This window comes from Acidovorax sp. SRI_002, assembly GCF_057586455.1.
This window is the reverse complement of record NZ_JBYCZW010000004.1, coordinates 472,728-487,431: the sequence shown is the minus strand read 5'-3', so window position 1 is coordinate 487,431 and position 14,704 is coordinate 472,728. Positions and strand designations below refer to the sequence as shown.

13 protein-coding genes are annotated in these 14,704 nt (G+C 65.4%); 4 read left to right on the top strand and 9 right to left on the bottom strand.

Annotated elements, in window-relative coordinates; genetic code table 11:
* Positions 1-23: 23 nt before the first annotated feature.
* The 3 genes from lspA to AC2YJX_RS13475 form a co-directional block, all read right to left on the bottom strand.
* On the bottom strand, positions 24-527 hold the full coding sequence (lspA, locus tag AC2YJX_RS13485; RefSeq protein WP_121420870.1) for a signal peptidase II: 504 nt from the start codon (positions 525-527) through the stop codon (positions 24-26).
* Complete coding sequence (gene ileS, locus AC2YJX_RS13480) at positions 527-3,406, bottom strand: isoleucine--tRNA ligase (protein WP_487256297.1); 2,880 nt, start codon at positions 3,404-3,406, stop codon at positions 527-529. The genes lspA and ileS overlap by 1 nt, the downstream gene beginning before the upstream one ends.
* A gap of 109 nt (positions 3,407-3,515) precedes the next feature.
* Positions 3,516-4,565 (bottom strand): bifunctional riboflavin kinase/FAD synthetase, encoded by a 1,050-nt coding sequence (locus AC2YJX_RS13475; RefSeq protein WP_218300464.1) that lies wholly within the window; start codon positions 4,563-4,565, stop codon positions 3,516-3,518.
* A gap of 167 nt (positions 4,566-4,732) precedes the next feature.
* Between AC2YJX_RS13475 and AC2YJX_RS13470 the strand changes: the two genes are divergently transcribed.
* Positions 4,733-5,290 carry an HNH endonuclease gene (locus AC2YJX_RS13470; protein WP_055401504.1) on the top strand — a complete coding sequence of 186 codons (558 nt, stop codon included), beginning with the start codon at positions 4,733-4,735 and terminating at the stop codon, positions 5,288-5,290.
* A gap of 413 nt (positions 5,291-5,703) precedes the next feature.
* On the opposite strand, the gene AC2YJX_RS13465 is transcribed toward AC2YJX_RS13470, so the two are convergent.
* The 4 genes from AC2YJX_RS13465 to AC2YJX_RS13450 form a co-directional block, all read right to left on the bottom strand.
* Positions 5,704-7,098: an alpha/beta fold hydrolase gene (locus AC2YJX_RS13465; RefSeq protein WP_487256296.1), complete on the bottom strand. Its 1,395-nt coding sequence runs from the start codon at positions 7,096-7,098 to the stop codon at positions 5,704-5,706.
* 88 nt (positions 7,099-7,186) lie between these two features.
* Positions 7,187-8,302: an acyl-CoA dehydrogenase family protein gene (locus AC2YJX_RS13460; protein WP_436129902.1), complete on the bottom strand. Its 1,116-nt coding sequence runs from the start codon at positions 8,300-8,302 to the stop codon at positions 7,187-7,189.
* A 12-nt stretch (positions 8,303-8,314) separates the two neighbouring features.
* Positions 8,315-9,496, bottom strand: coding sequence for an acyl-CoA dehydrogenase family protein (locus AC2YJX_RS13455; RefSeq protein ID WP_142147827.1), 1,182 nt, complete (start codon positions 9,494-9,496; stop codon positions 8,315-8,317).
* Between the two features lie 45 nt (positions 9,497-9,541).
* Positions 9,542-10,252 carry a YceH family protein gene (locus AC2YJX_RS13450; protein ID WP_121420865.1) on the bottom strand — a complete coding sequence of 237 codons (711 nt, stop codon included), beginning with the start codon at positions 10,250-10,252 and terminating at the stop codon, positions 9,542-9,544.
* A 283-nt stretch (positions 10,253-10,535) separates the two neighbouring features.
* Between AC2YJX_RS13450 and purN the strand changes: the two genes are divergently transcribed.
* Complete coding sequence (purN, locus tag AC2YJX_RS13445; protein ID WP_487256295.1) at positions 10,536-11,117, top strand: phosphoribosylglycinamide formyltransferase; 582 nt, start codon at positions 10,536-10,538, stop codon at positions 11,115-11,117.
* 257 nt (positions 11,118-11,374) lie between these two features.
* On the opposite strand, the gene xopAW is transcribed toward purN, so the two are convergent.
* On the bottom strand, positions 11,375-12,358 hold the full coding sequence (gene xopAW, locus AC2YJX_RS13440) for a XopAW family type III secretion system calcium-binding effector (protein WP_487256294.1): 984 nt from the start codon (positions 12,356-12,358) through the stop codon (positions 11,375-11,377).
* A gap of 237 nt (positions 12,359-12,595) precedes the next feature.
* Between xopAW and AC2YJX_RS13435 the strand changes: the two genes are divergently transcribed.
* Together AC2YJX_RS13435 and AC2YJX_RS13430 are read left to right on the top strand one after the other, a co-directional pair.
* A complete protein-coding gene (locus AC2YJX_RS13435; RefSeq protein WP_487256293.1) occupies positions 12,596-13,324 on the top strand; it encodes a response regulator in 729 nt (242 codons plus the stop codon).
* Positions 13,312-14,427, top strand: coding sequence for an ATP-binding protein (locus AC2YJX_RS13430; protein ID WP_487256292.1), 1,116 nt, complete (start codon positions 13,312-13,314; stop codon positions 14,425-14,427). The genes AC2YJX_RS13435 and AC2YJX_RS13430 overlap by 13 nt, the downstream gene beginning before the upstream one ends.
* 11 nt (positions 14,428-14,438) lie before the next feature.
* On the opposite strand, the gene AC2YJX_RS13425 is transcribed toward AC2YJX_RS13430, so the two are convergent.
* Positions 14,439-14,693: a DUF1653 domain-containing protein gene (locus AC2YJX_RS13425; protein ID WP_121420860.1), complete on the bottom strand. Its 255-nt coding sequence runs from the start codon at positions 14,691-14,693 to the stop codon at positions 14,439-14,441.
* Positions 14,694-14,704: the final 11 nt, after the last annotated feature.

Sequence of the window (14,704 nt, the reverse complement as noted above, 5' to 3'; positions counted from 1 at the left end):
CTTGCAGGGGGATGCCGGTGGCGTCAGCGCTCGCGCCGCACGCGAAGCAGCTCATCCAGAATGAGACACGCTGCCCCCAGCGTGATGGCCGAGTCCGCCACGTTGAACGCCGGAAAGTGCCAGCCGCTCACATGGAAGTCCAGAAAGTCCACGACATAGCCGTGCATCAGCCGGTCCACCACATTGCCCACCGCGCCGCCCAGAATGCTCGACAGCGCAAAGCCGAAGAGCTTTTGCCCCGGGTGGGCACGCAGCTGCCACACGATGAAGATCGTGGCTGCCACGCCGATGCCGGTGAACAGCCACCGTTGCCAGCCCCCCGCGTCCGACAGGAACGAAAATGCAGCACCCGTGTTGTGCGCCCGCACGATGTTGAAGAAGCTGGTGATGAACGTGGAATCGCCCAACTGGTAGTGGTTGAGGATCAGGGTCTTTGTGATCTGGTCGACCACCACAAGCACCACAGCCCAGGCCAGCCAGGGCCACATGCTCGCGCCGGAACGCCCGGCCTGCAATGTGCGGTCCATCAGGCGTGCTCCCGGCTCTCGCCGTCGCCGTAGAGGTTGCTGGTGCAGCGGCCGCAGATCGTCGGGTGGGCGGCGTCCTGCCCTACATCGCTGCGGTAGTGCCAGCAGCGCTCGCATTTGGCATAAGAACTGGGCTTGACGCTTATCTGTAATGCGCTACCAGCGACCAATTCGATAGCGGATGTGATGAACACGAACTTGAGGTCATCGCCCAGGCTGGCCAGCAGCGCATGGTCTTCGGGCGCCGCCGTGAGGGTAACGGTGGCCTGCAGGGACGAGCCCACCTTGCCATCGGCGCGCAGTGCTTCGATCTCCTTGTTCACCGCATCACGGATCTCGCGGATGCGCGACCACTTGGCCAGCAGGCCTTCGTCGGCACCGGCACCCGCGCCCGCCACGTTGCCGTAGGTCTCCAGGAAGATGGAGTCGGAGCTGCCGAACACCTTCCACGCCTCTTCGGCCGTGAACGACAAAAACGGCGCCATCCAGCGCAGCATGGCGTGCGTGATGTTGTAGAGCGCGGTCTGCGCGCTGCGGCGGGCCAGGCTCTTGGGCGCCGTGGTGTACAGGCGGTCCTTGAGCACGTCCAGGTAGAAGCCGCCCAGGTCTTCCGAGCAGTACAGCTGCAGCTTGGCGACCACGGGGTGGAACTCGTACACCTTGTAGTGCGCCAGCACCTCGGCCTGGAACTCGGATGCGCGGGTGAGGGCGTAACGGTCGATCTCCAGCATCTGGTCGAACGGCACGGCATCCTTGGCCGGGTCGAAGTCGCTCACGTTGGCCAGCAGGAAGCGCAGTGTGTTGCGGATGCGGCGGTAGGCGTCCACCACACGCGCCAGGATCTTCTCGTCGCCCGCGATGTCGCCCGAGTAGTCGCTGGCGGCCACCCACAGGCGGATGATTTCGGCACCCAGCTTCTTGTTGATTTCCTGCGGGTCGATGCCGTTGCCCAGCGACTTGCTCATCTTGCGGCCCTGGCTGTCCACGGTGAAGCCATGGGTCAGCAGGCCGCGATAGGGCGCGCGGCCTTCCAGCGCCGATGCCAGCAGCAGCGAGCTGTGGAACCAGCCCCGGTGCTGGTCGTGGCCTTCCAGGTACAGGTCGGCCTCGGGGCCGGTGTCGTGGTGCACCTCGGGGTGCGTGCCGCGCAGCACATGGCTGAAGGTGGAGCCGGAGTCGAACCACACTTCGAGGATGTCGGTGCTCTTGGTGTAGTGGGGCGCGTCAGCCGCACCCAGGATTTCTTCGGTCGTCACGCGGCTCCAGGCCTCGATACCGCCCTTTTCCACGATGTCGGCGGCCTGGTCCATGATTTCCATGGTGCGCGGGTGCAGCTCGCCCGAATCCTTGTGCAGGAAGAACGGGATGGGCACGCCCCAGCTGCGCTGGCGCGAGATGCACCAGTCGGGCCGCCCGGCGATCATGTCGTGCAGGCGGGCCTTGCCGTTCTCGGGGTAGAAACTGGTGTGCTCGATGGCATCCAGGGCGATCTGGCGCAGCGTCTTGGCGGGCTTCATGCCGGGCTGGGTGAACACGCCTTCGCCCTCGTCCATGCGCACGAACCACTGTGCGGCGGCGCGGTAGATCACCGGCGTCTTGTGGCGCCAGCAGTGCGGGTAGCTGTGTGTGATGTCTTTGGTGGTCATCAGGCGGCCTGCATTGCGCAAGGCTTCGATGATCACGGGCACAGCCTTCCAGATGTGCTGGCCGCCAAACAGCGGGAAGTCGGCCGCGTAGGTGCCGTTGCCTTGCACGGGGTTCAGGATGTCGTCCAGTGCCATGCCATGCGCGCGACAGGAGTTGAAGTCTTCCAGGCCGTAGGCAGGGGAGGAGTGCACGATACCCGTGCCGTCGTCGGCCGTGGCGTAGTCGGCCAGGTACACGGGCGAAAGGCGGCGGTAGCCAAAGCTGCCGTCTTCGCTGGCCACGTCGTACAGCGGATGTTGGAATTCGAGGCCGCCCAGGTTCTCGCCCAGGGTGGTGGCCAGCACGCTGCCGGTGAGGCCGTAGCGCTCCAGGCACGAGGCCACCAGCGGCTCGGCCACGAGCAGGATGCGCTCGCCCGTGTCCACCAGCGCGTAGCTGATCTCGGGGTTGAGGTTCAGCGCCTGGTTGGCAGGGATGGTCCAGGCGGTGGTGGTCCAGATGACCACAAACGCGTCCTTGGCCAGTGCGGGCAGCCCGAAGGCGGCGGCGAGCTTGGCAGGCTCATGCGATTTGAATGCCACGTCCAGCGTGGTGCTCTTCTTGTCCTGGTACTCGATCTCGAACTCGGCCAGCGACGAGCCGCAGTCAAAGCACCAGTACACGGGCTTGAGGCCCCGGTACACAAAGCCACGCTCCATCACGCGCTTGAAGGCGCGGATTTCGCCCGCTTCGTTCGCGGGGTTCATGGTCTTGTAGGGGTTGTCCCATTCGCCCAGCACGCCCAGGCGCTTGAAGTCCACCATCTGCTGCGCGATCTGCTCGGTGGCAAACGCGCGGCTCTTGGCCTGCATGTCATCGCGGCTCAGGTTGCGGCCGTGTTTCTTCTCGATCGCGTTCTCGATCGGCAGACCGTGGCAGTCCCAGCCAGGCACGTACAGCGCGTCAAAGCCTTCGAGCTGGCGCGCTTTGGTGATCATGTCCTTCAGGATCTTGTTGACCGCGTGGCCCATGTGGATCTGGCCGTTGGCGTAGGGCGGGCCGTCGTGCAGGATGAACTTGGGCGCACCCCGACGGGCATCCCGCAGGCGCTTGTAGATGCCTTGGTCTTCCCAGTCCTTGACCCAGCCCGGCTCGCGCTTGGGCAGGTCGCCACGCATGGGGAAGGAGGTGTCGGGCAGGTTGAGGGTGCTGCGGTAATCCGTGGAAGGAGTGCTGGCGTTGTCGTCGGACATGAGGGAGCCTTAAAAACGGGGCATTCCGGGGCAAGGCCCGGAGCAAGAACGGGGTTGGAGCGCGAAGGATGGCGGGCCCGTCAGGCGGGCGCTGCGAGAAGCAGCTCCCTCAAATTCGGTCGCGGGTGGTCTGGCGCCGGGTTTCGGTGTGGTTGGGTGCCTGGGCCGAGGCAAAGTAGGCACGCGCGTCGGCGCAGTCTTTGGCGATGCCCTTCGTCAAGGCATCCAGACCGTCGTATTTCAGCTCGTCGTGCAGTTTGTGTAGCAGTTCCACGCGCACGATTTTACCGTACGCCCCCTCGGGCCCCAGATCGGCGGGCCAATGCAGGCAATGGGTTTCCAGCAGCACGCGCCCGCCGTTGACGTCGTTCGGGTCCAGCGAGGGGCGCACGCCCAGGTTGGCCACCCCTGGCAACGGCTCGGCGGCAAGGCCATGCACCAGCACGGCAAAGATGCCGCTGGCGGCAGGCTTCCAGTGGGCAAAGCGCAGGTTCAGGGTGCGAAAGCCGTCGCCTGCACCGGCGGCGGTAGCACCCAGTTCGCGCCCGAGCTTGCGGCCATGCACCACATGGCCGCTGATGGTGTAGGGCCGTCCCAGCAGGCGTGCCGCGGCTTCCATGTCGCCTGCGGCCAGCGCCTGGCGCACGGCGGAACTGGACACGCGCAGCCCATGCACCTCGTAGCTGTTCATGCGCGCCACGTCAAAACCCTTGGCTTGCCCGGCGGCGTCCAGCATCGCGTAGTCGCCGGCGCGCTGGCGGCCAAAGCGGAAATCGTCGCCCACCAGCACATACCGGGCCCCCAGGCCACGCACCAGCACCTCGTCGATGAAAGCGTCGGGCGACTGGGCGGCCAGCCGCGCGTCAAACGGCAGCACCACGGTCTGCTGCACACCGCAGCGGGCCAGTTCGGTGAGCTTGTCGCGCAGGGTGCCGATGCGTGCGGGTGCCAGCTCGGGCTTTTGGTGGGCGCCCGCGAAGTAGTCGCGGGGGTGGGGCTCGAACGTCAGCACGCAGCTTTCCACGCCCCTGTGTGCAGCCTCGCTGTTCAGCAAGGCCAGCATGGCCTGGTGGCCCCGGTGCACACCATCGAAATTGCCGATGGTCAGCGCACAGGCATTGGCAATGCCAGGGTGGTGGAATCCGCGAAAGATCTTCATCGGTTTGTTATCTTTTTGATAGCAGCATGCGCAAGTCCATCAAGCGCAGGACGCCAATTTGTCATGAAAACGGAGTATATTGTGACCCACGGCTGGCCCCGCGCAGGGCTGCCCGCGAGACATCTGCGTTCCGATCCTTGTGTACTTTGTGTTCCAGGAGGCGTGTTTTGAAGGTCTTGAAGCTGTCAGCCCAAGGGCTGCCCCAATCGTGGATTTCGCTGGAGCAGGCGGTGATTCATTACGCCGCCGGGGAAGTGCGCTGGGAGTCTGGTGCACAGATTGCCCGGTTCCGGGGCGGGCACAACGCCATCTCGGGTGAGCAATCGGTGATCGCCATCAACAGCATCATCGGCACCAAGGGCGTGCCCAGCATCAATCCGTTCGAGCTCAAGCCCAGCCTGACCAACAGCAAGCTCTTTGCCCGCGACCGCAATGTGTGCGCCTACTGCGGCGGGCATTTTCATGAGGAAGACCTGACGCGCGAGCACATCGTGCCGTTTGCGCGCAACGGCCAGGACCACTGGATGAACGTGGTCACGGCGTGCCGCCCCTGCAACCACCGCAAGGGCCCCCGCACTCCAGAGCAGGCACACATGCCGCTGCTGTATGCGCCCTATGTGCCGAGTCTGTGGGAGGACTTCATCCTGCGTAACCGGCGCATCCTGGCCGATCAGATGGAGTTCCTGATGGCCCACGTCCCCAAGTCCTCGCGTCTTTTGGCGTAGAGCGGCCAATAGGACCCCACTGGCGTCGTTGCTCCGTCTTGCCGTGAGGGCCTGCCAACCCTCTTTTCGGGGATCGCGTTGCCCGACCTGGGGGTGGGATGCAAGGCGCCTGTGCGCAGCAAGGTAGGCACCTTGCAAGCGCGGGCAACGCCGCAGACGGCCCCCAGGCCGGGCAACCCGAAGGGAAGGCCCCTGCGGGCGCGCCACTCGTCGTTCCGCTCCTTACTTGTGCAAGAGCGCACGCTGCGTCGCGCGCCTAGATTGGCACGCCCGCAAGGGCCTTCGCGACCCCGAAAAGAGGGTTGACAGGTCCTTCGTACTGTCTGCGACGGAGCGCCTAGCCATCGGGGCCGTCTTGACCGCTCTTGGGGGCGTGCTACACGGTGCAAAGACACGGTGCAGCGCCTATTCCTTTAGTAAGTCAGTTCCAGGAACACCAGATGGCCGCTGGCAGCGGGCCAGGTCTGTCCCACCACGCGTTCGCCATTGAATTCACCCGCAATACTGCGCACGCCCCCCGCGGGCTTGACCTTGGCAGATGCCACGCCAGCGCCAGCGGGCACGCCCGCAGGCACTGCACCATCCAGCAGCATCTTGTCGCGCGCCGGGTCCAGGTAGCCGCGCGGACGGGTCAGTGTCACCACGCTCTCGGCGCTTTTGTCGGCATCGGCCATGCGTTCTGCGCGCAGGTGGATGAGGTTGCTGCTGCGTGGAAAGCCGCTGCGGTAGATGTGGGTGGTGGCATAGCCGGGTGCGCTGATCACGAACTCGACGGGCGCGCCGTTGGGCACCGTCAGCGGTCCCCATTGGCCATCCGCACCCAAGGTTTTGCGCAGCAAGGCATTGCCCGCGCGGGCGCCCGTGGCGGGGTCGGTGGCATACACCTCCAGCTGCGCGCCCGCCAGGGGCAGGTTGTTGCTGAAGTTGCCGGTTTTGGGGTCGGCCGGGTCCACGCCCAGGCCGGTGACCTTGCCGTTGAGCACCACCTGCTTTTCAGCCGCAATGGTGGTGACCTGTGGTGCCTTGCCGGTGATGAAGCGGTAGGTGGCTTCAAACGCAGCGGGGGAGTACGACGTCTCGCGGTGGTCGATGCGCGGAATCACCACGTTGGTGGCGCCCTTGAGTTCGGGGCCTGCGGCGGTCACGTAGGTGGGCTTGCCTTTCTGGCCTATCCACAGACCGTCGGGCTGGGCGAACTTGTCGTTGTTGTCCGAGCGGATCGTCATCCATTTCACGGGGCCGCTCACCTCGTCGCCCGCCGCGTTCTTGGGAGCATTCAGGGCTTTGAGGAAAGGGCCCGTGCCCGAGAACTCGTTGCCTTCTCGGAACCCCGGTATCGCCCACACGCCGTGGTTGGGCGTGCCGCCGAGGATCGCGTGGCTCACCGTCTTGTCGCCGCCGCCGTTGTAGATGTAGTTGCGGATGGCGTTGCCGCCGCGCGAGTTGCCCACCAATACCACTTGGCTTGCACCCGTGGCCTTGAGCACCTTGTCCACTTCGGCCTTGAGGTAGGCCATGTGCTCTGCGGCCGAGGTGCGGCCCGCCTGGGGTTTGGCGTCCTCGTCACGCGACAGGGGGTAGGGCACGTCAATGGCGTGCAGGCGTTCGCGCGGCCAGCCGTTCGATTCAAACCGCCACACGGTGGTTTGCCACAGTGCGGCGGTGTCGCCGTTGCCGTGCACAAAGACGATGGGCGGCGCTTCGGCCAGGCTGGGACCCTTGGTGGCGCAGCCTGCCAGGGCCAGGGTAGCTGCTGCAGCGGTTGCCAGCAGAAGAGATCGGCGTTGCAGCCAGAATTTGTTGTTCATGAAGGTGTCTCCGACAAGAAAAAATGCCCGTGGATCGGTGAATCCACGAGCATGGCATGCGAGCGTTACATGGCTGCGTCAGTTCACATCAGGCAAACACGCCTGCGGTGTCTTGCATGCGGGCGGACACTTCGCCCAGATGGTGCAGCGTGTCGCCAAAGGCCACTTCCAGCTGGGTGAGCTTCTTGAAATAGTGGCTCACGATGTACTCGTCCGTCACACCGATGCCACCATGCAGTTGCACGGCCTGCTGGCCCACAAAACGCATCGATTGACCCAGTTGCACCTTGGCGCGCGCCATGGCGGCGCGGCGCTCGGCGGCAGGGGCGCCCAGCTTGAGGCTGGCGTAGTAGCTCATCGAGCGGGCCAGTTCCAGCTGCATCTTCATGTCGGCCACGCGGTGGCGCAGCGCCTGGAAGCTGGCAATGAACACGCCAAACTGCTTGCGCTGGTTCATGTATTCGACGGTGATGGCCACGGTCTTGTCCATCACGCCCACGGCTTCGGCGCAGGTGGCGGCGATGCCGGTGTCCACCGCCAGTTCCAGCGCGGCGAGGCCGTCGGTGGTGATGAGCGTGGCGGGGGCGTTGGTGAACTTCACCTCGGCGGCGCGGCTGCCGTCTTGTGTGACGTAGCCTTGGGTGGTCACGCCAGTGGCGGTGCGCTCGACCAGGAAGAGGGCGATCTTGCCGTCCAGTTGGGCAGGCACGATGAACGCATCGGCCTTGTCGCCGGCAGCTACTACGCTTTTGATAGCTGTCAGCGCATATCCATCTTGCGCTGGGGCCGCTTTTGCCTCGCAAACATCCAGGCGGTATCGCGCCTTGCGCTCCTGCTGGGCCAGTACCACCAGGGCTTCACCACTGGCCACGCGGGGCAGCCAGGCCGATTGCACGTTGGCCGGTGCGTAGTGCGACAGCACGCTGCTGGCCATGAAGGCCTGGGCGATGGGCTCCAGAACGATGCCACGGCCCAGTTCCTCGGCCACCACCATGGCGTCGATCGCGCCCTGGCCCATCCCGTCGTGGGCTTCGGGCACGGTGAGGGCGGTCAGGCCGAGCTCGGCCAGTTCGTTCCAGGCGGCGCGGTCAAAACCACCGGCGGCCACGGCGGCGCGGCGGCGCTCGAACGTGTAGCCCTTGTCCACCCACTTGCGCACGGCGTCGCGCAGTTGCTCCTGGTCGTCAGAAAAATCGAAATCCATGTTCTTGTCTCCTTAGCCCAGAACCGTCTGCGCGACGATGTTGCGTTGAACTTCATTGCTGCCACCGTAGATGGTGGTTTTGCGCAGGTTGAAGTAGGTGGACGCCAGCGGCGCGTTGGCAGCGACGCCGCCGGGGAAGTTGCCCTGCCAGCCAGCTTCCATGGCCTCTTCGATGAAGGGCATGGCAAAGGGGCCTGCGGCCAGCATCATCAGCTCGGCGTAGCGCTGCTGGATCTCGCTGCCCTTGATCTTGAGCAGACCCGCGATGTCGAGCGAGTTCTTGCCCGACTTCTCGGCCGACAGCACGCGCAGCACCAGCATTTCCAGCGCGACGATGTCCACTTCGAGCAGTGCGATCTGGTCGCGGAAGCGCAGGTCATCCCACACGCCTTCGGTCTTGGCGATGCGCTTCAAGCGCTCCAGCTCGCGCTTGCTGCGGTTCACGTCGGCGATGTTGGTGCGTTCGTGGCTCAGCAGGTGCTTGGCGTAGGTCCAGCCCTTGTTCTCTTCGCCGATCAGGTTTTCGGCAGGCACTTCGACGTTGTCGAAGAACACTTCGTTCACCTCGCATTCGCCGTCCAGCAGCTTGATGGGGCGCACGGTGACGCCCTTGGACTTCATGTCGAGCAGCAGGAAGGAGATGCCGGTCTGGGGCTTGCCCTCGGTGCTGGTGCGCACCAGGTTGAACATCCAGTCGCCATGCTGGCCCAGGGTGGTCCAGGTCTTTTGGCCGTTGACGATGTACTTGTCACCCACGCGCTCGGCGCGGGTCTTGACGCTGGCCAGGTCCGAACCCGATCCTGGTTCGCTGTAGCCCTGGCTCCACCAGACTTCGCCGCTGGCGATGCCAGGCAAAAAGCGCTTTTGCTGCTCGGCGTTGCCAAACGCCATGATCACCGGGGCCACCATCACCGGGCCAAACGGCACGATACGGGGCGCACCGGCCAGGGCGCATTCCTCTTCAAACAGGTGCTTTTGCACGGCCGTCCAGCCGGGGCCGCCAAACTCCTTGGGCCAGCCGAAGCCCAGCCAGCCTTTCTTGCCCAGGATCTTGGCCCAGCCCTGCAGATCGTCGCGGGTCAGGCGCAGGGCGTTGTGGACCTTGTGCGAAATTTCTTTCGGTAGATTAGCTTGAACCCAGGCGCGAATTTCTTCGCGGAACGCCTGTTCTTCGGGGGTGAATGCGAGATCCATCGGTTTGTCTCCAAGTGATCCGCATTTGTAGCACGGTCGTTCGTTTTAGTCCTGTCCGGGTGGCGACATCGGCGCGGAGTCTGGGGAAATGCCCAGTTCAGAACACAGCCGCTGCACCGTGGTGCGCAGGTTGGCCACCTCTGTCTCCAGTGCGTCCACCCGCGCTTGCAGTGCGGCAGACGTGCCGGTGCTGCCACCGCCGCCACTGCTGGGGGCTGACACACCGGCGCTGGTGTCTACAGGCCCACACATCAGATGCGCCCAACGCTGCTCGCGGGCACCCGGCGCGCGGGGCAACTGCACGACCAGCGGGCCGCCCTTTTCGGCGCTGCGCTCCTGCAACTCGTCCAGAAAAGCTTCGACCGACGAAATGTCGGCAAAGCGGTACCAGCGCTCGGCGTTGATGCGCAGTTCACCCGCCGTCTGCGGGCCGCGCAGCATCAGCAGGCCCAGCAGCACGGCCGACTGCTCGGGCACGCCCACGCCGCGCTGAAAGTTGTGTTCCCAGCGTGTGGTGCGGTTGCCGCTGCTCTCAAACGCCAGCGTCAGCAGCTTGAGCGAATCCAGCGCTTCCTGCGCCTCGGCGTCACTCAGGTTCATCACCGGGTCGCGGCTGGTTTTCTGGTTGCAACCGGTGACCAGGCCGTTGAGCGACATGGGGTAGCTGTCGGGCACGGTGCGGGCCTTCTCCATCAGCGTGGCGAGCACGCGGGCTTCGTAGGGGGTGAGGGGGCGGGTGGCGGGATCGAAGGGCATGAGGAGGCTGTCGGGCTTGGGGTTGGCGCTGCGTTGTGCGACAGAGTATGCAGGCTAGGCGCCCAGCGCAAGCTGCACTGGCTGTGCAGCGAGCATGGGCAACGCCGCCTGCGTGCTCTGTCGCACAACCCTTCGGGCCGCCGCCTGGGGCCGCCATGCTGCGTTGCGGGTTCGTTGTGTGGCTGGGCCACACGGCCTCACCCGCGCCTTGCCTGGCACCCCCAGGCGGTGGCGCAGAGCCAACCCCATGCTCGACAGCCTCCTAGATAATCCATGGCAATTTATGAAGAACATCGTCATTCTGATCTCTGGCGGCGGCTCCAACATGGCCACCATCGTGCGTACCGCACAACAGGAGCACTGGGAGCAGCGCTACGGCGCCCGCGTCGCGGCCGTCATCAGCAACAAGCCCGATGCCGCCGGGCTGGTGTTTGCGCGGGAGCAGGACATCGCCGCCGAGGCGCTGGACCACAAGGCCTTTGCCAGCCGCGAAGCATTTGACACGGAATTGGCCGCCACCATTGACCGCCACCAACCCGCGTTAGTGGTGCTGGCCGGGTTCATGCGCATCCTCACCCCGGTTTTTGTGGCGCACTACGCGGGGCGGCTTATCAATATCCACCCCTCGCTGCTCCCCGCTTTTACCGGGCTGCACACGCACCAGCGCGCCATCGATGCAGGCTGCAAGTTTGCGGGCGTAACGGTGCACCAGGTGACGGCCGAGCTGGATGTGGGCCCCATCCTGGACCAGGCCGTGGTGCCGGTGCTGCCGGGCGACACGGCCGAGACGCTGGCGGCCCGGGTGCTGACGCAGGAGCACGTGATCTACCCCCGGGCCGTGCGGGCGCTGATTCAGGCCTTGTAGCCCACAGGCTGATCGGTTTGGGAGCGTCCGGCTTTCGCCTCCCACGGGCCTTGGTGAGCTCAGGGGGTATATTGTTTGCTATAAAATTAGTAGCTAACTGCGCTTGTCCATGAAGCGATAGAGCCTGTTTTTGTTCATATTTTCTGCTGCCGGATGGCTCGGAGATCCCGGCGCACGCAGCTCGTCAACTGACGGGCGAATCGCACTGCGTGGCCAGAAAACCTGCGGCTGGTGGCAAGCCAGCCCCTTCCTTTTGATCAGGCCATTGCGCTCAGGCTGCCGGTGCTGGCGGGCGAATTCCAGTCATTGGCCGCCATTGCGTACTGCTGGCGCGCAAAGTCGGCCTGCCGCGCCAGGTCGTTGCGTTGGCTGGTGTCCGATGTCGATGCCTGGCTGGGGGGCTGCTGGAGCTGGCTGGTCAACTGGTCGATGAAAGTCCTGGATTCGCTGGCGCTGATGCTGGCGTCGCCATCGGTGTCGATGGCGTTGAACAGCGCGGTGATCGCGTCCTGCTCCACGCTGCTGGTGCTGCCAGCCAGCCGTTCTGTCAGCGAGACCTCACCATCCTCGTTGGTGTCCAGGGCGTCGTAGGTGGTGGTGCTGTCGGCGGAAGCACTTGCACCACCTGGGCCTCCGGGTGGCGGTGGCATGCCGCCCATGGCCTGCATGCCGCCGCCTGCTTCACCCGCCGCGCCGGAAGGGCGGACCGCGTCGAATTCGGCTTGGGTCAGGCTGCCGTCGCCGTCTGCATCCAGTTGGCTGAACACGTCGTCACTGCTGACGCCCGCTTGGCTCGCCGTGCCGCCCGACATCGCCTCCAGCAGGGCCTGCAGCTCGGTCTTGCTCACGGCGCCATCGCCGTCGCTGTCCACCTTGCCAAAGAGATCGTCGCCCGCCTGGCTGGTGGCGGTGTCGCTGTCGCCCCGCGACTGGGCAAAAGCCATGGTGGACGGTGGCGGGGGCAACACGCTTTGCATCGTCTTGCCCAGCTCGTCGGCGTTGAGGTTGCCGTCCCCATTGCTGTCGTACTGCTTGACCAGGTCTGCAGCGCTGGCCTGGTTGCTGACGCCGGTTTTTTGGGCCACATCGTCCAGGAGGCCCTGCAGTTCGGTGTCACTCACGCCGCCGTTGCCGTCGGTATCGATTTTGGACAGCAGCCGCTCCGGCGTGGGCGCCGGGCGTGATGCCCGCTGCACACTTGCACTGGACCAGGCACTGCTGACGCTACTGATGGTCGTCATCGTCGTTCCTTTCGCTCCAAGGGTGGGTCGGTGCCTGGTCCCCCAAAACGGAAGCCCTCAGCCATGGCCCGTAACCATTCTTGGTTGTGCGTGTCTCCGGGGTTTGTCTGCTTTGTACCAAGGTCGATACAAAGGGCGTCCACAAGGACCGAACAATGGCGGAAATGCCCGCCAGATCGTCGCCAGCGGTGGTTTGTAGCTGCCTAAACTTGGGTGTTCTTTTGCACGACAGATCCCATGCAACACATCCTGGTGGTGGACGACGATGTGGAGATCACCACACTGCTCACCGAATACCTCGCCCGCTTTGGCCACGCCGCCCACGCGGCGTGTGATGCGGCGTCGATGCGCGCGCAGATGCTCGCGCACCCCATCGGCCTGGTGGTGCTGGATGTGATGCTGCCCGGCACCGACGGCATCACCCTGGCGCGGGAGCTGCGTGAACGCTCCCGGGTGCCGATCATCATGCTCACCGCCCGCGCAAACCCCTACGACTGCGTGCTGGGGCTGGAGATGGGGGCTGACGACTACATGGGCAAACCCTTCGAGCCGCGCGAGCTGGTGGCACGCATCCAGACCGTGCTGCGCCGCACGCGCGGCGAGAGCGCCCCGGCCCCCCAGGAGCCTGACGGGGTGGTGCGCTTTGATGGCTGGACCCTGCACAGCATCGAGCGGCACCTGGTATCCCCACAGGGTGTGGTGGTGCCGCTGTCCAACGCCGAATTTCGCCTGCTCTGCACCTTCTTGCGCATGCCGCGCCGCGTTTTCAGCCGCGACCAGCTCATGGAGCAGGCGCGAGGCCGGGCCATGGACGCATTCGAGCGCAGCATCGATCTGCTGGTCTCGCGCCTGCGCAGCAAGCTCTCGGACGACCCGCGCTCGCCCTCGATGATCCGCACTGTGCGGGGCGCCGGTTACGTGTTCAGCGTGCAGTCGCTGCAGGGGCAGGTGGGATGGCCGCATTGATGGTTGCGCGCTGGCCTGCGGCGCTGCAGCGCTGGCTGCCTGACACCCTTTTTGGCCGGCTCGTTCTGCTGCTTATCGTGGCCGTCATCGTGAGCCATGTGCTGGCGCTGACTTTGATGTTTGAACTGCGCCCCGCGCACCCCGGGCATCCGCCTGGCCCGCAGCCCCCCGGGGTGGCAGCCGATGGGCACACTTTGCCGTTGCCGCCGCCGGGTCCAGAGCAGGGCTTGTGGAATGCCCCGCCGTCGCTGCAACTGGGGCTGCTGCTCGACATCAGCGTGCGGCTGGCGGCGCTGGTGGCCGTGGCCTGGTGGGCGGCACGCTGGCTGTCGCGCCCCATGCACCGGCTCGCCACGGCGGCGCAAGAGTTGGGCCGCGATATCGACCGGCCCCCGCTGCCCGAGGACGGCACGCTGGAATGCCGCGACGCCAGCCGTGTGTTCAACCAGATGCAGGCGCGCATCCGACAGCAATTGGCCGAGCGCGACCGGTTTGTGGCGGCGGTGTCGCATGACCTGCGCACGCCGCTGACCCGGCTGCGCCTGCGCACCGAATGCCTGGACGATAGCCACGCCCAGCAGCTGTTTCGCCGCGACATTGCAGAGATGGACGCCATGATCGCCTCAACGCTGGACTACCTGCGCGGCGTGGCTGGCGCCGAGGCCTGGGTGCTGCTGGATGTGCAGGCCCTGGTGGACAGCATGGCCGACGACCAGCTCGCCATGGGCCATCGGGTCACGGTGGCGGGGCAGGCGGCCCCGCTGCGGGGGCAGGCCGTGGCGCTGCGGCGCTGTCTGGACAACCTGGTGGGCAACGCGATTCGCTACGGCGGCAGCGCCGAGGTCACGCTGCACGATGCGGTCGATGCGCTGACCATCGAGGTGCGTGACCATGGCCCGGGTTTGCCTGCCGAAGAGCTGGAGCGGGTCATGGAGCCGTTCTACCGCATCGAGTCCTCGCGCAACCGCCAGAGTGGCGGGGCCGGGCTGGGGCTCACCATTGCCAGCGATATCGTGCGGCGGCACGGAGGGAGGCTGGCCTTGCGCAATGTTGCGGGTGGTGGTTTGGTGGCAGCAGCCATTTTTCCGCGCACTGCGGCGTGAGCCCACCGGGCTCAGCCCGCTGGGGTTTCATCCCCGCATTTCTCAAACCGTGGCCGCATCACACCGTCAACGAGCACCTGCTCTTCAAACATGGCGGCGGGTCGCACCCACAGCCCACGCTGGCCATAGAGCGCGCGGTACAGCGTCATGGGCTCCAGCGTTTCGCTGTGGCGCACGGTATCAATCACCTCGTAGAGCATGCCCTTGTAGTGGCGGTACAGGCCGGGCGGTGTGCGAATGAGTGCTGGCAGGTCGTCGTCGGTCATGGTGGTGGGTG